A 16,926-nucleotide genomic window follows, 5' to 3' on the forward strand; every position below is an offset into this window, starting at 1 on the left:
TATGCTTGAGTGTCGTCAATACGAACGACAAGTCAAAGAGGGGTAAATTGCAATGCCACAGGTTTCGCAGCTCTTCTTCAAGGTGGCGATTCTGTTTCTTCTGATCGGCATCGGCATGGGACTGCAGATGTCGATTTCGGGCAATCACAATGTCATCGGCGCTCATGCGCATACCAACCTGCTCGGTTGGGTGACGAGCGCTCTGTTCGGCACCTATTACGCGCTCAACAAGGAGAAGGCGGCACAGCGGCTCGCCATGATCCAGTTTGGCGTCTACACGCTCGGCGTCGCGATCATGGTGCCGTCGCTCTACTTGTTGCTACAGGGCAATGCGGTAGCGGAGCCGTTTGTCGCTATATCGTCGCTGATCGCCTTCCTCGGCGTGGCGATCTTCGCTTTCATTGTTTTCGCCCTGGCGCGCGAGCGGCAAATGCCTCGCGGCCCGCTTGCGGTGAGTTGACAAACGAGGAGCGCCAGCACGCGCCGGCGCTCCTTTTGTCGGAGTCTGGTACTGGGTGCGCCGCAGAGGCGTGTCCGGCAGGCTAGCGCGTTGCTGTCTGAACCATGTTGCACAGATCGACCAGCGCCCGGTCGTAGACACCGGGCGAGGCCAGGACGTCAACGCAGCGGCGGCTGAGCCGCGCGATCTCCGCTGCGTTCATGCTGCCGAGTCCTGGAGAGACGCTCCCGGTTTCGGTGTCGTCGGTGCCGGGGCCAGTGCCAGGTCCCGCGCCGCCGCCATTGCCGCCCGGATCGCCCGGACCGCCCGGTCCTCCCGGCCCGCCGGGTCCACCGCCGGTGCTCCCGCCACCGATGCCGATGCCCCCAGCCCGACATCCACGCCGCCGGGTCCGCCGACATTCGCGCCAGCGCCGGCATTGACGCCTGAACCACCGCCGACGCTGGCGCCAACGCCAGCGTTGACTCCGCTGGAGCCGCCAATGCCGACACCCGCGCCTGCGTCGACGCCCGAACCGCCGCCGACGCTGGCGCCGACACCGGCACCAATGCCATCCGAACCGCCAACGCTGGCACCTGCGCCCGCATCGACGCCCGAGCCTCCGCCGATCCCGGCGCCTGCGCCAACGCCGACGCCATCCGCGCCGCCAACGGACGCCCCGGCACCGACACCCACGCCGTCACCGCCCACCGACGCGCCAACGCCCGCATCGACGCCGCCTATGCCCACACCGACGCCGGCGCCGACCTGCGCATGCGCGGCGCTCCCGAAGACGAGGGCGCTGCTGGCCGCAAGTGCCAAGGTGATCTGTCTGAATTCGAACTGCATTTGTCGTCTCCTCTTCCCGTTGTTTCGATCGGCGGGAACCGACCATGGAAATCATACGGATAACTCAGAGGAAGGTTGCAACATTCACAGTAAAATCAGATATCAAATATAGTATGTTACTTAGATATACTATACCAATATGGAAAATTTTGAATAACGATCAATAGTGTGCCAGTCAAAATGCCCGTTATACGGGCATTGAGCTCTCGCTATGCGGGTATTGCATGCAGCCTCAGCTTGCTCATGCAAAATTTCGACCGCCTTCCGAGCGCTGGAAATAGATGAGGTCGAGCGAGGGAGCCTTGCCCGTCAGCCGGGTAAGGGCCGCATGCGCCTGTCCGCGATGGTGCGTCTGGTGGTTGAAGAAATGCGCGAGTGCTGGTGCAAGGCGTTGCGAGATGGTGCGCATGTCGGTTGCGGTAATGTACGAGAAGCGCCCGGCGAGATCGTCGTCGGTCAGGTCGGCGACGTAGCGCACGATGCGCTCGTCATCAGTTTCGCGCGCGTCCCAAAGCGGGCCGATCTCGCGAAAGAGAATGGTGTCGAGCCGCTTGGTCGCCGCGCCTTCGCCGGTGAAGCGCTTCATCCAGATGCGGTCGGCGACCAGCACATGGTTGAGCGTGCCGCCGAGCGAGGTGAAGGCGAGGCCCAGATCGGTCCAAAGCGCGTCCTCGCTCAAATTGGCAGCAGCGTCGAAGATCAGTCGGTTGGCCCAGGCATTGTAGGCGGCGAACATGGAAAAATGCTGTTTCATCGGGTTGGCAACCGCTCTCGTCGCAGGCATAGATCGGCACGCTTATACGCCGGAGAGGTGCGACATCAATGACCGTTCTACTTTATGATCTCGTCGGGTCCGACCCCACCCGTCCGTTCAGCCCGCATTGCTGGAAGGTCGCCTTCGCACTGGCGCACAAGGGCCTTCCGTTCGAGCGCGTGCCGACACCTTTCACCGCCGTGGCCGGTGTCGAGGGCGGCAAGCACAAGACGGTGCCGGTCATTCGCGAGGACGGACGCACCGTCGGCGACTCCTTCGAGATCGCACTCGATCTCGAGCGCCGCTATCCCGACCGGCCCACGCTCTTCGACGGGCCCGGCGGCGAAGCTGCAGCGCGCTTCATCGAGCGGTGGGCGTTTCTCGGTCTCCACCCGTATCTGGCGCAGGCCGCGATCATGGACATCTACGACCGGCTCGATCCGGCCGACCAGGCGCATTTCCGCAAGAGCCGCGAGGCGCGCTTCGGCAAGAAGCTGGAGGAAATTCCCCTGACCCGCGACGAGCGGCGGCCCGCTTTCCGTGCCAGCCTCGAGCCGCTGCGCTCCACCTTGGCGATGCAGCCGTTCCTGGGTGGCGAAGGGCCGCTCTTCACGGACTACATCGTGGCGGGCGCGTTCCAGTGGGTCCGCGTCGTCTCCAACTACGAGTTCCTCGCGACGGACGATCCGATCCGCGACTGGCTCGACCGCTGCCTCGATCTCCACGGCGGTCTCGGACGCCAGGTTCCCGCCGCCGCGTAGCCCTCTTCACATCCCGGGGCGAGGTCGGTATAGACGCGCATCCAATCACTCCCCCAAAAAAATTGAGGAAGACCCGACATGGCGATCGAACGCACCTTTTCCATGATCAAGCCGGATGCGACCAAGCGCAACCTGACCGGCGCCATCACCAAGATGCTTGAGGACGCCGGCCTGCGCGTCGTTGCATCGCGCCGCGTTTGGATGAGCCGCCGTGAGGCCGAAGGCTTCTATGCCGTCCACAAGGATCGCCCCTTCTTCGGCGAGCTCGTCGACACCATGACCTCCGGGCCGACCGTCGTTCAGGTCCTTGAAGGTGAGAATGCGATTCTGAAGAATCGCGAAGTCATGGGCGCGACCAACCCGGCGAATGCCGACGAGGGCACGATCCGCAAGGTCCACGCCCTGTCGATCGGCGAGAACTCGGTTCACGGTTCGGACGCGCCGGAGACCGCTGCGCAGGAAATTACCTACTGGTTCTCCGACACCGAGATCGTTGGCTGATTCAGTTTCGGCGCGGGCGCGTTGAAGCTCTCGAATTCGAGAAAGCCGCGGCCAGCGCCGCGGCTTTTTTTATGCGCTGACAAGAAACGGCTGCGCGGCAGACAGCAACCGAACTAGCGGCGCGCTACCAGATGACTGGTGAATTGCCGCCGCGATCGCCGGGGTTAGGAGCGATTACCAGCGCGAGGCTGCATCGTCGTCGTCCGCCTTGGCCTCGACCCAAGCGCCGGACGAGCCGTCGGCCGGATGCTCTTTCTTCCAGAATGGGGCGTTGGTCTTCAAGAAGTCCATCAGGAAGGATGCGGCGTCAAATGCCGCCTGCCGATGTGCGGACGCGGCGACGACGAGGACGATGTCCTCGCCGGGAGAAAGCTTGCCGTGACGGTGGATCACGGTCAGGCTGGTGACGGGCCAGCGACCGGCGGCCTCGGTCGCGATCCGACCGATCTCGGCCTCGGCCATGCCTGGATAATGTTCGAGTTCGAGGGCGGCGAGACGGCCGCTTTCGTCGCGGCAGACACCGCTGAAGGTCACCACGGCGCCAACTTGCCTGCCAGCCGCCTTCGCAACTTCGATTTCGGCTGCCGTGTCAAAGGCTTCGGCCTGGACCTTTACATGGATGACACAGGCGTCGCTCACGCCTCATCCTCCCGTCATCGGCGGGAAAAGCGCGATCTCGCGCGCGCCGGCAATCGGCTCGCGATGGTCGATATGCTCTTGGTTGACCGCGACGCGGATGACCTTCGGGTCCTGCAACGCTTCAAGATAGCGGTCGCCGCGCGCGCGCAGCCAATTGAGGAGGTCGCCCGCTGTCTTTACTTCGGCCGGAAGTTCGACATCCTCTTCCGCGACGCCGATGCGTTCGCGCACCCAGGCGAAATAGATCAGTTTCATGCTCTTTCCTCTATGACGTGCTTCAGCCCGGCGCGGAAATAGTCGTAGCCAGTGTAGAGCGTCAGAATGGCGGCAACCCACAGCAGCGTCAAACCCATCTCGGTGGTGTAGGGCAGGACCTTGTCGCCAGCGGGCCCGGCAAGCAAAAAGCCTATAGCCACGAGTTGGATCGTGGTCTTCCACTTGGCAAGCTGGGTGACCGGCACGGAAACCTTGAGCGCGGCCAGATACTCGCGCAGGCCCGACACCAGGATTTCGCGGCACAGAATGATGATTGCCGCCCACAACGACCACTCGCCGATCGTACCCTCGGCTGCCAGGAGAAGAAGCGCGGCCGCAACGAGCAGCTTGTCCGCAATCGGGTCGAGCATTTTTCCGATATTCGACGTCTGGTCCCAGATGCGCGCGAGATATCCGTCGAGGAAATCCGTCAGGCTTGCCACTGCGAACAGCGTGAAAGCGGTCCAGCGCCAGAAATCCGTCGCCTGCGGCTGGTGGTCCGGGACGAAGCACAGGACGACGAGAGGCACCGCCGCAATGCGCGCATAGGTCAGGATGTTCGGAATATTGAATGCGCGACTGGACATGAAAGCCTGTTGTTTCTGCATCGAACTGCACCGTTCCAAGGCACGTTCGCGGGTGGTGCGGAGCAAGTCAAGCAGCCGGTTCGTATCGTGCGGATCGCGCGCCGTCACCCCTTCTCGTGAAAATGGTCGTAGATCGTCTTGGCGACCGCCGCCGAGATGCCCGAGACCGACATCAGATCATCCACTCCTGCTCGGCTGACCGCCTTGGCGGTGCCGAAATGGTGCAGCAGCGCGCGCTTGCGGCCAGGGCCTATGCCGGCGATCTCGTCGAGCGGATTGCGCACCATCTCCTTCTTGCGCCTTGCTCTGTGCGAGCCGATCGCGAAGCGATGCGCCTCGTCGCGCAGGCGCTGGACGAAATACAGCACCGGATCGCGCATCGGCAGCGAAAACGGCTCGCGGCCGGGTATGAAGAAGCGCTCGCGCCCGGCATCGCGATCGACACCCTTGGCGACACCGATCGTCGTCACCGCATTTGCGATGCCGAGATTTCCGAGGATCTTGCGCACCGCCGAAAGCTGCCCCTGTCCGCCATCGATCAGCAGAAGGTCCGGCCATGCTGGAAATTCGTCGCTGTCGGATTCGACCGTTCGGTCCGGGACGCCGTTCTCCTTGATCAGACGCGAGAATCGCCGCTCCATCACCTCGCGCATCATCCCGAAATCGTCGCCCGGCGTGATCTCCGTCGAACGGATGTTGAACTTGCGGTACTGGTTCTTCACGAAGCCTTCCGGCCCCGCCACGATCATCGCGCCGACGGCATTGGTGCCCATGATATGCGAATTGTCGAACACCTCGATGCGCCGGGGCGGAGCCGGCAGGGCAAACGCTTCGGCCAGCCCCTGCAGAAGCCGGGCCTGCGACGAAGTCTCTGCCAATCGCCGCCCGAGAGCCTGCCGTGCATTCTGCAACGCGTGGTCCGTCAGATCCTTCTTCTCGCCGCGTTGCGGCACCATCACGGTGATCTTGCGTCCCGCGCGCGTTGCCAAGGCCTCGGCCAGCAACTGCTGCTCTTCGACCCCTTGGGACAGGAGGATGGTGCGCGGGATCGGCTTGTCGTCATAGAACTGCGCCAGGAAAGCGCCCAGAACCTCGGGCGCCTCGATCGAGGGATCGGCCTTCGGGAAATAGGCGCGGTTGCCCCAGTTCTGGCCGGTGCGGAAGAAGAACACCTCGATGCAGCTCTGTCCGCCTTCCTGATGGATGGCAAAAACATCGGCCTCTTCGGTCGACTGGGTGTTGATGCCCTGATGGCTCTGGACGTGGGAGAGCGCCGACAGCCGGTCGCGGTAGATCGCCGCCCGCTCGAAATCGAGCTCGGCGGAGGCGTCCTGCATCGCCTTCGATATCTCCGCGACGATCTTGGACGACTTGCCTGACAGGAAGGCCTTCGCTTCGTCGACGAGCTCCTCATAGTCGGCCCTCGACACCTCGCCGGTGCAGGGGCCCGAGCAACGCTTGATCTGATAGAGAAGGCACGGCCGCGTGCGGCTCTCGAACACGGAATCCGTGCAGGTCCGCAAGAGGAAGGCCCGCTGGAGCGAGTTGATCGTGCGCCCGACCGCGCCCGCCGAGGCGAAGGGGCCGAAATAGTCGCCCTTCTTCGATCGCGCGCCGCGATGCTTGAAGATTCCGGGCGAGGGGTGGTCGCGGGTCAGGAGAATGTACGGAAAGGATTTGTCGTCCCGCATCAGGACATTAAAGCGCGGCCGCAAGCGCTTGATCAGATTCGCTTCGAGCAGAAGCGCCTCGATCTCGGTCCGGGTGACGACGAATTCCATGTGCGCCGTCTCGCGCACCATTCGGCCGATCCGATTGGTGTGACCGCGGCCCTGCGCATAGTTCGTCACGCGCTTCTTCAGGCTGCGCGCCTTGCCGACATAGAGCACGTCGCCAGCGGCGTTTATCATGCGGTAGACGCCCGGCGAATTTGGCAGACGCTTGACCAGCGTCTGGATCACGTCGATACCGGTCTTTCCCTCGGCGTCGCCCCGGTCGCTCTCCCACTCGATCCCGAGATCGACGACCGCCGCCTGGGGTTCGGCTTCGGTCTCCTCGCCTTCATCCTCGTCATCGCCATTGGGCATGTAGCCCGCGACGTCGCCGTTTGAGCGCTCGGCACGCTTCAACGCCGTCGTTCCTTTGTCTGGGACCGGTGGCTTCATTCGGCGACACCTGCAACGTCTGGCGTTTCCCAGGCGAGATGCTGCCCGCCATCGAGCGCAATCATCTGCCCGGTGACGGAGCGCGCGTCCCACAGCCAGCGGATCGTGCGGCCGAATTCGGCAAGGTCAGGCCCACGCTTCAAAAGCAGCGCGTCGACCTGGGCCTGGAAATCGCCTGCGTTCTGCCGTTCGTTGGCAAGCGTGGGGCCTGGGCCGATCGCATTGACCCGGACGTTCGGAGCAAGAGCCTGCGCCAGCGTGCGGGTCGCCGTCCAGAGCGCCGACTTCGACAGGGTGTAGGAAAAGAAGCGCGGCGTCAGACGCCAGACGCGCTGGTCGATCAAGTTCACCACCAGTCCCTCGCTTCCTGCAGGCAGGCGTTCGGCCAGTTTCCGAGCGAGCATGGTCGGCGCCTCGAGATGGACCGCGAAATGGCGGCCCCAAACAACCCATTCAAAATCGGTTGCGGCATCGTCCTCGAAGATCGACGCATTGTTGACGAGCAGGGTCACAGGCCCGAGTTTCATCTGCGCCGCTTCGATCAATCCGGCGACGGCACTCCGATCGGCGAGATCAGCCTGAACGACCGCGCAACGGGCGCCCTGGCGCGACAGGTCGTCCGCCAGCCGATCCGCGCTCTCGCGCGAGCCGTTGCAGTGGATCGCGACCGCAAAGTCGTGGGCGGCCAGATCTTCGACGATCGCTTTGCCGATACGCTGTGCGCCGCCCGTGACAAGCGCGACCTGGCGCGGGACGTGGGGTGTGGTCTGCATCATCCGTTCATGTTGCCGGGAAGGGAGCCCAACATATAGGCGGCGCAAGCTCAAAGCAGAAGACCGCTCACGCGGCTTTCCCGCCTCCATCCTGCTTGGCGTGTTTGATCGTGGCGGGCACCTTCCGCCTCGGGAAAATCGGGCATCAAGTTGAAGCCTGCTCGCGCCCGCTTGCGCCCCCGCTCTTGTGCGTCACGCACTTATCTTATAGTAAACAAAGGGTTACCAGAATGCCTGCTGGCCCACTGTGGCACGAATGCAACGTCACATTGCAGCCATATTGCAGCCAGGGAATGACCCATTTTCAGTTTGGGTTCAGCCGCAATTCGAAACGAAATTCGCCTCGGTCGACGCTTGGAACCATTTGCCTCCCGTAAGGGTTTCAGCGTCTGTCTCGAAGTCGGGAACCGAGTACTGGTTCTCGTGGCTAAGGAGTTATAAAAATGAATAATCGTTTCTACCGCCCCGCTGCTCTCGCGCTCGGCGTTGCCGTCCTCGCTTCGGCGCCCGCTCTCGCTGCTGACGTTGTTTACCAGGAGCCGCCGGCACCGGCTGCGCCGATGGAGATGGCCCCGGTCAACACCTGGTCCGGCCCCTATGCCGGTATCAGCCTCGGCTACGGCTTCAACGGTGAAACCCAGAACGAGTTCAACGGTGACACTGCCGAAACCGAAGGCTGGATGGGTGGTGCGTTCGGCGGCTTCAACGTGCAGAACGGCTCGTTCGTCTACGGTGCTGAAGCCGACATCAACTACTCGGACGTCGATGGCGACGCGGCGCTCTTCAACTCGCGCACGACGGTTGACGGCTCGCTCCGCGGCCGCGCCGGTGTGACGGTCACCGAAGACATCCTGCTCTACGGTACGGCTGGTCTGGCCGCCGAGCGTCAGCGCATCACGGACAACGCCGGCAACCGCGACACCAACGTCGCGCTCGGCTACACCGTGGGCGCCGGCGTCGACGCCAAGCTGACCGAACAGGTCTTCGGCCGCCTCGAGTACCGCTACACGGACTACGGCTCGAAGGACTACGCACTGCCGGGCGTCAACAACGCCGACTTCGACTCCAACAACCACCGCGTTTCGGTTGGTCTTGGTGTGAAGTTCTAATTCAGTCTCTGACGGGATGCAGGAAGGCCGGCGATTTCGCCGGCCTTTTTGTTTGTGCTATTTCGGCAGTTGAGCCGCAATGTCGGGAAATCGTTCGTCGAAACGCTTGGCCCAGCGGGTCAGCCTGGCCCGGCCGCGCTCCCACTGGCCGTCGAATCGCAGCGCCAGATAGCCGAGCGTGGCGCGCAACGCGATGTGCCCGCCGGTGATCTTCTTCGTCAGCTTCGGAGGGCTCTCATTGAGTTCGTCGAGCGCGCGCGTCGCCTTCGACCATTGCCGTTCGAGCCACGGCAGGTGAATCTTTTCCTCGGGTCGAAACCGGCGTTCGTAGACATGCGCGAGCAGACAGTCGCAAATGCCGTCCGCGATCGCTTCAAGCCGTTCTGCCTCCAGCCGCTTGGCAGAGTTGCGCGGATAGAGCGTGTTGCCGGTCTCACGGCCGATAAACTGCATGATGACGCGGCTGTCGTGAATGCCTTGGCCGTCGTCGGTGACGAGACATGGAATCTTGCCGAGCGGGTTCGCCTTCAACAGTATGTCGGGGTCGGCATTTGTATCGACTATTTCGGCGTCGAGCTTGTAGCCCGTATGGACGGCCGCCATGCGCACCTTGGCGCTATAAGGTGAAGCGGGCGAATAAAGCAGTCTCGGCATTCACGGAACCTCCAGGCGAATATGTTGCCGACAAGCTATGCGAGCAGCACCGTACGGGCAATGACATCTCGTTCAGGGCGCTGGCAGCCGCAGGTCGCGCTGGCGGCAGGAACGCTCCGCCACTTGCGGACAGGCGCGAAAGTCGAGTTCCGTCGTCATGCAGATGCGCACTTCGCGCAGAAGGCCGCTGTCGCAGGTCACCGCGAGCCCATCGGCAGGCAGGCCGTCGTTCGCCTCGATGAACGCGGCCCGCACGCTTTCAGCTGAAACGCGGCGCTTCTCCAACTCCGGCAAGCTCACCTTTTCGAATGCCGTGCGGGTCGTGTCGAAATAATCGTCAACGGAAAGACCGGAGCAGGTCCCGTGCTTGCGCCATTGATGGCGGATCAATCCGTCGGAGGGGATGATCTCGTCGATGGCATTGATCTGGGAGCGGGATGGATTGCGCGTGTTCTCGTCGCAAAATTCAGGCCAGCCATCCTCGAATTGCGGCCAAAGACCGTGGACGACGAAGGCGAGGTCGCGCTCCGCGCTGCATTGCTGCGGATCGGCATTGCCGCCCTCGCTCTCGCAATAGCTCGGGGACCAGGAGAGGGAGAGGACGTAGAAGTCGAAAGGCGCCGCATTATCGACGCGGCCTTCATTGCCGCAGCCCGCAAGCATCATGGCAGCGGCGAGAAGCCCGGTCAGGCGAACGCCCAAATGACGATCAGCGCAGGACGCGGCAATTGCCGCCATAGACCTTCCAGCGGTCGAAGCCGAGCACGCAGAACTCGACATTGCTTCCGATGGAGGCGAACCCCATAGGACGCTCTATCAGATACCAGACGTCGCGGGTATGACCGTTGGTCAGATGCACGTCGGCGATGCAGTAGCGGCGCTCGATCGGCCAGTCGGGACGCGAGGGCAGATAGCGGTTCTCGCGTATCTGTCGGAACTCGACAATGTCGACCATAGGAAGGTGGGGCACATGGCGCACCTGATAGGCGAATTTCCTGGTGATCGCGCCGAGCACCTTGTCGTTGGCGCAAACGCCCGGATCATTCACATAGACGCCGCGGACCATGTCCGCAGTCGCCGCCTGATGCGTCATACCGCCGGCGAGAATAGAAAGTGCCGTGAAGAATGCAGCGCCGGCCCGGCGAAGCGAAATGGCCATGGAAGTTCTCCCGAAGGCGGTCAATGAGTCGGCAATGTCCGTCACTGCCGCAATTCGGTCAAGATGGTGCGCGCTCGCCCGCAAGCCATTCGGTCCGCCATGTTGCCTGTTTGCCATCGCCCAGCAATTGCGCGAGCACCGGCAGAACCGTCTTCATCTCCGCTTCGAGCGGGTAGGACGGGTTGACGGCGATCAGCCCTGTCCCGTCGAGCCGTTCCGTCACGCCCGGTGCGCGAATGTCAAGCGACACGTCGAGGATCTTGGCGATGCCCGCGCCGCCAAGGGCATCGCGGAAGGCCGCGACCGCCTTGCGGTTCTTGACTGGATACCACAGGAGGTAGGTCCCGCCTGGCCAACGCTTGTGGGCTTTCATCAACCCCTCCACAAGCCGGTCGAACTCGCCTTCGCGCTCGAATGGCGGGTCGACGATGACCAGACCGCGCTTCTCCTTTGGCGGCAGATGCGCGCCCAGCGCCAGCCACCCGTCGAGTTCGATCACGCGCGTCTGGAAATCGCGCGCAAAGCGCGTCTTCAGCGTTTCGGCATCGGCTGGATGAAGCTCGATAGCCGTCAGCCTGTCCTGGCCTCGCAGCAGATGGCGCGCGATGGCAGGTGATCCGGGATAGCGGGTAAGGCCGCCGGCTGGATTGGTCGCATGGACGGCGTCGAGATAGGGCGCGATCAGTGCCGCTACTTCTTCCGGCAAGTCGGCGTCGAGCAGCCGGCCGATGCCATCTTTCCACTCGCCGGTTTTCTGCGCTTCTTCCGACGACAGATCGTAGACGCCGATGCCGGCATGGGTGTCGATCACGCGGAAGGCGCCGGGCTTGCGCTTCAGGTACTCGATGGAGCGGGCAAGGATGATGTGCTTGACCACGTCGGCGAAATTGCCGGCATGGTAGATGTGGCGGTAGTTCACGTTTCAGTCCGATCGATCGCGTCGACGCGCATGGTGGATCAATCCTTTTGTTGGGTCCACGGCCTACACGCTGGAAACGATTTCGGCTAGGTTCCGCGGCATGAACCAGCACGCTCCCGTTCGCATCGGCCATTCGGCCTGCCCGCATGATTGTCCGTCCACCTGCGCGCTCGACGTCGAAGTCGTCGACGGCAAGATCGGCCGTGTGCATGGCGCGAAAGAGAACAGCTACACGGCCGGCGTCATCTGCGCCAAGGTCGCGCGCTACGCCGAGCGCATTCACCACCCCGAACGTCTGTTAAAGCCGCTTGTGCGAGCCGGCGCAAAGGGTGATGGCAAGTGGAAGGAGGCGAGTTGGGAGGCCGCGCTCGACCTGATCGCCGAAAAGTTCGAGCTGGCGGAGGCAGGTCACGGCTCGGAATCCGTTTGGCCTTACTACTACGCTGGCACCATGGGCCTCGTTCAGCGCGACGGCATCCATCGCCTGCGGCACGCGAAGAAATATTCCGGCTTCTTCGATACGATCTGCACAAACCTTGCCTGGACCGGCTGGGTCATGGGGGCTGGCAGCCTGACCGGCGTCGATCCACGCGAGATGGCGAAGTCGGACTGCGTCGTGATCTGGGGCACCAATGCCGTCGTCACGCAGGTCAACGTGATGACGCACGCGGTTCGGGCACGCAAGGAGCGCGGCGCGAAGATCGTCGTCATCGACGTCTACGACAACGCGACCATGAAGCAGGCCGATCTGGCGCTGATCCTGAAGCCTGGCACCGACGGCGCACTCGCCTGCGCTGTCATGCACGTCGTCTTCCGCGACGGCTTTGCCGACCGAGCCTATCTGGACAAGTACACGGACGATCCGAAAGGGCTCGAAGCGCATCTGGCGACGAGAACGCCGGAATGGGCGGCCGCCATCACAGGCCTGTCGGTCGCCGAGATCGAAGCCTTCGCGCGCCTCGTCGGCGAGACGAAGCGCACCTTCTTCCGCTTAGGCTACGGCTTTACCCGCAGCCGCAACGGCGCGGCCAACATGCATGCCGCGCTTTCCATCCCGGCGGTCACTGGCGCCTGGCAGTACGAGGGCGGCGGCGCGTTCCACTCCAATTCGGACATCTTCAAGCTCGACAAGACCGAGCTCGAGGGCCGCCGCTTTCTCGACCCAAAAATCCGGCATCTCGACCAGTCCAGGATCGGCGCGATCCTGACCAACGATCCTTCCGCGCTCAACGGCGGCCCGCCTGTCACCGCTATGCTGATCCAGAACACCAACCCGGCCAATGTGGCGCCCGAGCAGCGGTTGGTGAAGAAGGGCTTCCTGCGCGACGACCTTTTCACCGCCGTCCACGAGCATTTCATGACCGATACGGCGATGCTCGCCGACGTCGTCATTCCCGCGACCATGTTTCTGGAACATGACGACATCTATCGGGGGGGCGGGCAGAGCCACATCGTGCTCGGCCCAAAGGTTGTCGACGCGCCGGAAGGCCCGAAGACGAACCATTTCGTCATCGAGGAATTGGCAAAGCGGCTCGGTATCGCCGACTTGCCCGGCTTCGGCCTCACCGAGCGCCAACACATCGACCGCATGCTCGAAAAGCGTGGCCTTGGAACCTTCGAAACTTTCTCCGAAGAGCGCTGGGCCGACATGCAGCCCGATTTCGAAGCGGGGCATTTCATTCGTGGATTCGGCCATTCGGGTGGCAAATTTCGCTTCAAGCCGGACTGGACGGGCACCGTCGCGCCGGCAAAACCGCCGAAATCGATCGGTCTCATGGGGCGCTACAATGATTTGCCGGTGTTCCCGGACCATGTCGACCTGATCGAGAGCGCCGATCCGGCCCATCGGTTCCGCATGGCGACCTCGCCGGCACGGTCCTTCCTGAACTCGTCCTTCACCGAAATGCCGACCTCGCGCAAGCGCGAGGGACGTCCCGAGCTGATGCTTCATCCGGATGACGCGGCGGCCCTTGGAATTGCCGACGGCGACCGCATCGAGATTGGCAATGAGCGCGGCGAAGTCGTTCTGAACGCGAAGCTTTTCGACGGCGTGAAACGCGGCGTGGTCATCGCCGAAGGCATCTGGCCGAACGCCTCGCACGAGCGCGGTGAGGGCATCAACGTCCTGACCGGTTCCGACGCCGCCGCCCCCTATGGCGGCGCCGCCTTCCACGACACCAAGGTCTGGTTGCGATCGGCACTACCCGCCGTGCCGCCTGCGACATCCTAGGGTTGAATTGACGTCCTTCCTATGCGGTAATGACTGCTCGGTCAGGAGGTGGCCGTGTATTGCCGGCGCCCGATTGATCGCCGCAACATCTGGGAGGATGACATGCAACGACGCTCGTTTTTGGGCGGTCTGGCGGCTGGCAGCGTGGCTGCCGGCGCGACCGCCTTGGCAACGCCCGCCATCGCTCAAAACACTCAGACATGGCGGATGGTCACGGCTTGGCCAAAGAACTTTCCGGGGCAAGGTGTCGGCGCGCAACGCCTGGCCGACCGCATCACGCAGGCTTCGGGCGGGCGGCTGACGATTCAGGTCTTTTCCGCGGGCGAACTCGTTCCGGCGCTTCAGTCGCTTGATGCCGTCATCGACGGCAACGCTGAAATGAGTCACGGTGCTTCGTACTACTGGCAGAACAAGAGCGCCGGCTTGTCGCTCTTTTCCGGGGTTCCCTATGGCATGACGTCGAGGGAGTTGTCGGCGTGGATCCGCCATATGGGCGGCCAGCAGCTTTGGGACGACATCTACGATCAGTTCGGAGTTCAGGGCTTCCTTGCCGGCGATACGGGAACGCAGGCCGGCGGCTGGTTTCGCAACGAGTTGACGAGCGTCGCGGACATTCAGGGCTTGCGCTTTCGAACGCCCGGCCTTGGCGGAAGGGTATGGCAGCAGCTAGGCGCTTCAGTGACGAACATGGCCGCGGGCGAGATTTTTCAGGCCCTTCAATCGGGTACGCTCGATGCGGCCGAATTTGTCGGGCCTTATAACGATCTTGCGTTGGGTTTTCACCAGATCGCCAAGAACTACTACTTCCCCAGTTTCATAGAGCCCGCGCTGACCGCCGAATTGGCGATCGACAAGTCCAAATATCTGGCGCTTCCCGAGGACTTGCAGGCGATCATCAGACTGGCGGCTCAGGCCGAGCATGACGAGATCGCATCGGATTTTGCAGCAAATGATCCGCGGGCGTTAGAGACGTTGGTCAGTGAGCATGGCGTGCAGGTCCGCCAGTTTCCGGAGGACATCCTCGAGGCGGGAGCGAAGGCGGCTGCGGAGGCGATCAATTCGCTGCGCGACGGTGACCAATTGACAGCTCGTGCCGTGGAGGGCTTCATCGGCGCTCTGGCGATCGTGCGGCGCAAGACGGAACTGACCGAAACGCCCTTCGTCCGGGCGCGGGAGCAATACTTCAAGCTCTGAGGCTTGGAGGGGTAGCGCCCGTCAAACGCGATCTCAGGGCGTGAAGCGGGCGAGCGATTCGAGGTCGGCTTCGCCGTCATGTCCCGTGGAAGGCGACAGGATGCGTTCGCGTCCGCTCGATGCGCCGAGATGATCGAAGGCGACGCGGTTGCCAACGAGTTGCGCGCGGCCGGTGGCCACGAGATCGAGCGCCAGCGGATAGAGCTGATGCTCCGCGGCGAGCACGCGGCGCGTCAGGCTGTCCTCATTGTCGTCGGGCGAGACGGGAACGGCCGCCTGCGCGATGATCGGCCCGCCATCCATTTCGGCGGTGACGAAGTGGACGGTGCAGCCATGGATGCGCAATCCGCCTTCGAGCGCGCGCCTGTGCGTGTCGAGACCCTTGAAGAGCGGCAGGAGGGAGGGGTGGATGTTGACCATCCGCCCCTTCCAGGTCTCGACGAAGTCGGCCGACAGGAGCCGCATGTAGCCGGCAAGCGCCACGATTTCGACGTTCCAACGCTTGAGCTGGGCGTCAATGGCGGCTTCGTGCGTCGTCTTGTCAGGAAAGTCCTTGCGCGAGATGGCGCGTGCCTCGATGTCGAGCGCGGCAGCGTGGTTGAGGCCGGTCGCCTCGGGCTTGTCGGAGATGACGCCGACAATCTCGTAGCTGGCGCGAGGGCCGCTTGCAGCCTCCGCCAGGGTCTTCATGTTCGAGCCGCGCCCGGAAATGAGGACGGCGACGCGCTTCTTCGTGATGCTCATAGGTCGAGATGCCCGCGATAGACGACGCCGGTTTCGCGACGGGGCACGATGCGGCCGATGGTCATGACGTGTTCGCCTTCCTTCTGGAGGACGGCGGCGACCTGTGCCGCCTGTCCCGAGGCGACGACGAGGATCATGCCGACGCCGCAATTGAAGGTGCGCTTCATCTCGACGGATGCAACGCCGCCGGTTTCAGCGAGCCACGAGAAGACAGGGGGAACGTCGATCGCGTTGAGGTCGAGTTCGGCCGCGAAATCCTTCGGCAGGACACGGGGAATGTTCTCCGGGAAACCGCCGCCGGTGATGTGGGCGAGCGCCTTGATGCCGTGGGTGGAACGGATCGCGGCGAGGATCGGCTTGACGTAGATGCGCGTGGGCTCGAGCAGCGCTTCGCCCAAGGAGCGACTCTTGTCGAACGGCGCCTTCGCATCCCAGTCGAGGCCGGAAAGCTCGACGATCTTGCGCACCAGCGAATAGCCGTTGGAATGGACGCCGGAGGAGGCGAGGCCGAGAATGACGTCGCCTTCGACGATGTCGTCGGTCGGCAGCAACTGGCCGCGCTCCGCCGCGCCGACCGCAAAGCCGGCGAGGTCATAGTCGCCGTCACGATACATGCCGGGCATTTCGGCCGTCTCCCCGCCGATCAGCGCGCAGCCTGCCTGGCGGCATCCCTCGGCTATGCCGGAGACAATGGCGGCGCCCTGGTCTGGATCGAGCTTGCCGGTCGCGAAGTAGTCGAGGAAGAACAGCGGCTCGGCGCCCTGCACGACGAGATCGTTGACGCACATGGCAACGAGGTCGATGCCGACCGTATCGTGGATGCCCGCATCGATGGCGACCTTGAGCTTGGTGCCGACGCCGTCATTCGCTGCGACGAGCACCGGGTCGGTGAAACCTGCGGCCTTCAGGTCGAACAAGCCGCCAAAACCGCCGATCTCGCCGTCCGCGCCCGGCCGCCGCGTCGAGCGCACCATCGGCTTGATCTTCTCCACCAGCGTATTGCCTGCATCGATGTCGACGCCTGCCTGCGCGTAGGTGAGCCCGTTTTTCTGGTCGCTCATCTGCGAAACTCCGCTCCGGACAGCCTGCGCGAACTGCGTTGAACGACGGCTGCCCAAATTTCGTATGCCAATGCCCGCTCTTGGCACGAAGCACGGCTCTCCCGCAAGGCGAAGGCGTGTCCTCCTGCCACTT

19 protein-coding genes are annotated in these 16,926 nt (G+C 63.3%); 6 read left to right on the forward strand and 13 right to left on the reverse strand.

Annotation, left to right across the window (positions count from 1 at the left end):
• The first annotated feature begins 52 nt into the window (after positions 1–52).
• On the forward strand, positions 53–460 hold the full coding sequence (locus GTK01_RS12695; protein WP_252926260.1) for a hypothetical protein: 408 nt from the start codon (positions 53–55) through the stop codon (positions 458–460).
• Positions 461–658: 198 nt separating this feature from the next.
• Here GTK01_RS12695 and GTK01_RS12700 read toward each other — a convergent pair whose 3' ends face one another.
• Entirely contained in the window at positions 659–1,288 is a 630-nt protein-coding gene (locus GTK01_RS12700) for a hypothetical protein (RefSeq protein ID WP_252926261.1), read from the reverse strand.
• Between the two features lie 241 nt (positions 1,289–1,529).
• A complete protein-coding gene (locus GTK01_RS12705; protein ID WP_252926262.1) occupies positions 1,530–2,042 on the reverse strand; it encodes a DinB family protein in 513 nt (170 codons plus the stop codon).
• A 68-nt stretch (positions 2,043–2,110) separates the two neighbouring features.
• On the opposite strand from GTK01_RS12705, the gene GTK01_RS12710 reads away from it, so the two are divergent.
• Positions 2,111–2,803: a glutathione S-transferase family protein gene (locus GTK01_RS12710; protein WP_252926263.1), complete on the forward strand. Its 693-nt coding sequence runs from the start codon at positions 2,111–2,113 to the stop codon at positions 2,801–2,803.
• Between the two features lie 78 nt (positions 2,804–2,881).
• Positions 2,882–3,304, forward strand: coding sequence for a nucleoside-diphosphate kinase (gene ndk, locus GTK01_RS12715; RefSeq protein WP_252926264.1), 423 nt, complete (start codon positions 2,882–2,884; stop codon positions 3,302–3,304).
• Positions 3,305–3,478: 174 nt separating this feature from the next.
• Here the strand turns inward: ndk and GTK01_RS12720 are convergent, their stop codons facing one another.
• The 5 genes from GTK01_RS12720 to GTK01_RS12740 all read right to left on the reverse strand — a co-directional run bounded on the left by GTK01_RS12720 (position 3,479) and on the right by GTK01_RS12740 (position 7,723).
• Entirely contained in the window at positions 3,479–3,943 is a 465-nt protein-coding gene (locus GTK01_RS12720; protein ID WP_252926265.1) for a molybdenum cofactor biosynthesis protein MoaE, read from the reverse strand.
• 3 nt (positions 3,944–3,946) lie between these two features.
• Entirely contained in the window at positions 3,947–4,198 is a 252-nt protein-coding gene (gene moaD, locus GTK01_RS12725; RefSeq protein WP_252926266.1) for a molybdopterin converting factor subunit 1, read from the reverse strand.
• On the reverse strand, positions 4,195–4,785 hold the full coding sequence (gene pgsA / locus GTK01_RS12730) for a CDP-diacylglycerol--glycerol-3-phosphate 3-phosphatidyltransferase (RefSeq protein ID WP_252926267.1): 591 nt from the start codon (positions 4,783–4,785) through the stop codon (positions 4,195–4,197). Before pgsA ends, moaD begins: the two co-directional genes overlap by 4 nt.
• Before the next feature lie 104 nt (positions 4,786–4,889).
• Positions 4,890–6,872 carry an excinuclease ABC subunit UvrC gene (gene uvrC / locus GTK01_RS12735; protein ID WP_371924349.1) on the reverse strand — a complete coding sequence of 661 codons (1,983 nt, stop codon included), beginning with the start codon at positions 6,870–6,872 and terminating at the stop codon, positions 4,890–4,892.
• 74 nt (positions 6,873–6,946) lie between these two features.
• Positions 6,947–7,723, reverse strand: coding sequence for an SDR family oxidoreductase (locus tag GTK01_RS12740; RefSeq protein ID WP_252926269.1), 777 nt, complete (start codon positions 7,721–7,723; stop codon positions 6,947–6,949).
• A 443-nt stretch (positions 7,724–8,166) separates the two neighbouring features.
• On the opposite strand from GTK01_RS12740, the gene GTK01_RS12745 reads away from it, so the two are divergent.
• Positions 8,167–8,832 (forward strand): outer membrane protein, encoded by a 666-nt coding sequence (locus GTK01_RS12745; protein WP_252926270.1) that lies wholly within the window; start codon positions 8,167–8,169, stop codon positions 8,830–8,832.
• 57 nt (positions 8,833–8,889) lie between these two features.
• On the opposite strand, the gene GTK01_RS12750 is transcribed toward GTK01_RS12745, so the two are convergent.
• The 4 genes from GTK01_RS12750 to GTK01_RS12765 form a co-directional block, all read right to left on the reverse strand.
• On the reverse strand, positions 8,890–9,486 hold the full coding sequence (locus tag GTK01_RS12750) for a glutathione S-transferase family protein (protein WP_252926271.1): 597 nt from the start codon (positions 9,484–9,486) through the stop codon (positions 8,890–8,892).
• A 72-nt stretch (positions 9,487–9,558) separates the two neighbouring features.
• Entirely contained in the window at positions 9,559–10,224 is a 666-nt protein-coding gene (locus tag GTK01_RS12755) for a ribonuclease T2 (protein WP_252926272.1), read from the reverse strand.
• Positions 10,196–10,645 carry a hypothetical protein gene (locus GTK01_RS12760; RefSeq protein ID WP_252926273.1) on the reverse strand — a complete coding sequence of 150 codons (450 nt, stop codon included), beginning with the start codon at positions 10,643–10,645 and terminating at the stop codon, positions 10,196–10,198. The genes GTK01_RS12755 and GTK01_RS12760 overlap by 29 nt, the downstream gene beginning before the upstream one ends.
• A 58-nt stretch (positions 10,646–10,703) precedes the next feature.
• Positions 10,704–11,564: a 23S rRNA (adenine(2030)-N(6))-methyltransferase RlmJ gene (locus tag GTK01_RS12765; RefSeq protein WP_252926274.1), complete on the reverse strand. Its 861-nt coding sequence runs from the start codon at positions 11,562–11,564 to the stop codon at positions 10,704–10,706.
• Positions 11,565–11,664: 100 nt separating this feature from the next.
• Here GTK01_RS12765 and GTK01_RS12770 point away from each other — a divergent pair, with 100 nt between their 5' ends.
• Positions 11,665–13,794, forward strand: a complete 2,130-nt coding sequence (locus tag GTK01_RS12770; protein WP_252926275.1) for a molybdopterin-dependent oxidoreductase — start codon at positions 11,665–11,667, stop codon at positions 13,792–13,794.
• Between the two features lie 102 nt (positions 13,795–13,896).
• The gene (locus tag GTK01_RS12775; protein ID WP_252926276.1) at positions 13,897–14,988 is read left to right on the forward strand and encodes a TRAP transporter substrate-binding protein; all 1,092 of its coding nucleotides are present in this window, start codon (positions 13,897–13,899) and stop codon (positions 14,986–14,988) included.
• A gap of 33 nt (positions 14,989–15,021) precedes the next feature.
• Here GTK01_RS12775 and purN read toward each other — a convergent pair whose 3' ends face one another.
• Both purN and purM read right to left on the reverse strand, forming a co-directional pair.
• Positions 15,022–15,732 carry a phosphoribosylglycinamide formyltransferase gene (purN, locus tag GTK01_RS12780; RefSeq protein WP_252926277.1) on the reverse strand — a complete coding sequence of 237 codons (711 nt, stop codon included), beginning with the start codon at positions 15,730–15,732 and terminating at the stop codon, positions 15,022–15,024.
• Complete coding sequence (gene purM / locus GTK01_RS12785) at positions 15,729–16,793, reverse strand: phosphoribosylformylglycinamidine cyclo-ligase (RefSeq protein WP_252926278.1); 1,065 nt, start codon at positions 16,791–16,793, stop codon at positions 15,729–15,731. Before purM ends, purN begins: the two co-directional genes overlap by 4 nt.
• Between the last annotated feature and the right edge of the window lie 133 nt (positions 16,794–16,926).

Source organism: Aliihoeflea sp. 40Bstr573, assembly GCF_024105655.1.
GTDB lineage: Bacteria > Pseudomonadota > Alphaproteobacteria > Rhizobiales > Rhizobiaceae > Aliihoeflea.

Bases quoted from the DNA above. Each gene is read 5' to 3' on its own strand.
- GTK01_RS12695 (WP_252926260.1), top strand. From the start codon at position 53: ATGCCACAGGTTTCGCAGCTCTTCTTCAAGGTGGCGATTCTGTTTCTT.
- GTK01_RS12700 (WP_252926261.1), bottom strand. From the start codon at position 1,288: ATGCAGTTCGAATTCAGACAGATCACCTTGGCACTTGCGGCCAGCAGC.
- GTK01_RS12705 (WP_252926262.1), bottom strand. From the start codon at position 2,042: ATGAAACAGCATTTTTCCATGTTCGCCGCCTACAATGCCTGGGCCAAC.
- GTK01_RS12710 (WP_252926263.1), top strand. From the start codon at position 2,111: ATGACCGTTCTACTTTATGATCTCGTCGGGTCCGACCCCACCCGTCCG.
- ndk (WP_252926264.1), top strand. From the start codon at position 2,882: ATGGCGATCGAACGCACCTTTTCCATGATCAAGCCGGATGCGACCAAG.
- moaD (WP_252926266.1), bottom strand. From the start codon at position 4,198: ATGAAACTGATCTATTTCGCCTGGGTGCGCGAACGCATCGGCGTCGCG.
- pgsA (WP_252926267.1), bottom strand. From the start codon at position 4,785: ATGTCCAGTCGCGCATTCAATATTCCGAACATCCTGACCTATGCGCGC.
- uvrC (WP_371924349.1), bottom strand. From the start codon at position 6,872: ATGCCCAATGGCGATGACGAGGATGAAGGCGAGGAGACCGAAGCCGAA.
- GTK01_RS12740 (WP_252926269.1), bottom strand. From the start codon at position 7,723: ATGCAGACCACACCCCACGTCCCGCGCCAGGTCGCGCTTGTCACGGGC.
- GTK01_RS12745 (WP_252926270.1), top strand. From the start codon at position 8,167: ATGAATAATCGTTTCTACCGCCCCGCTGCTCTCGCGCTCGGCGTTGCC.
- GTK01_RS12750 (WP_252926271.1), bottom strand. From the start codon at position 9,486: ATGCCGAGACTGCTTTATTCGCCCGCTTCACCTTATAGCGCCAAGGTG.
- GTK01_RS12755 (WP_252926272.1), bottom strand. From the start codon at position 10,224: ATGGCGGCAATTGCCGCGTCCTGCGCTGATCGTCATTTGGGCGTTCGC.
- GTK01_RS12760 (WP_252926273.1), bottom strand. From the start codon at position 10,645: ATGGCCATTTCGCTTCGCCGGGCCGGCGCTGCATTCTTCACGGCACTT.
- GTK01_RS12770 (WP_252926275.1), top strand. From the start codon at position 11,665: ATGAACCAGCACGCTCCCGTTCGCATCGGCCATTCGGCCTGCCCGCAT.
- GTK01_RS12775 (WP_252926276.1), top strand. From the start codon at position 13,897: ATGCAACGACGCTCGTTTTTGGGCGGTCTGGCGGCTGGCAGCGTGGCT.
- purN (WP_252926277.1), bottom strand. From the start codon at position 15,732: ATGAGCATCACGAAGAAGCGCGTCGCCGTCCTCATTTCCGGGCGCGGC.
- purM (WP_252926278.1), bottom strand. From the start codon at position 16,793: ATGAGCGACCAGAAAAACGGGCTCACCTACGCGCAGGCAGGCGTCGAC.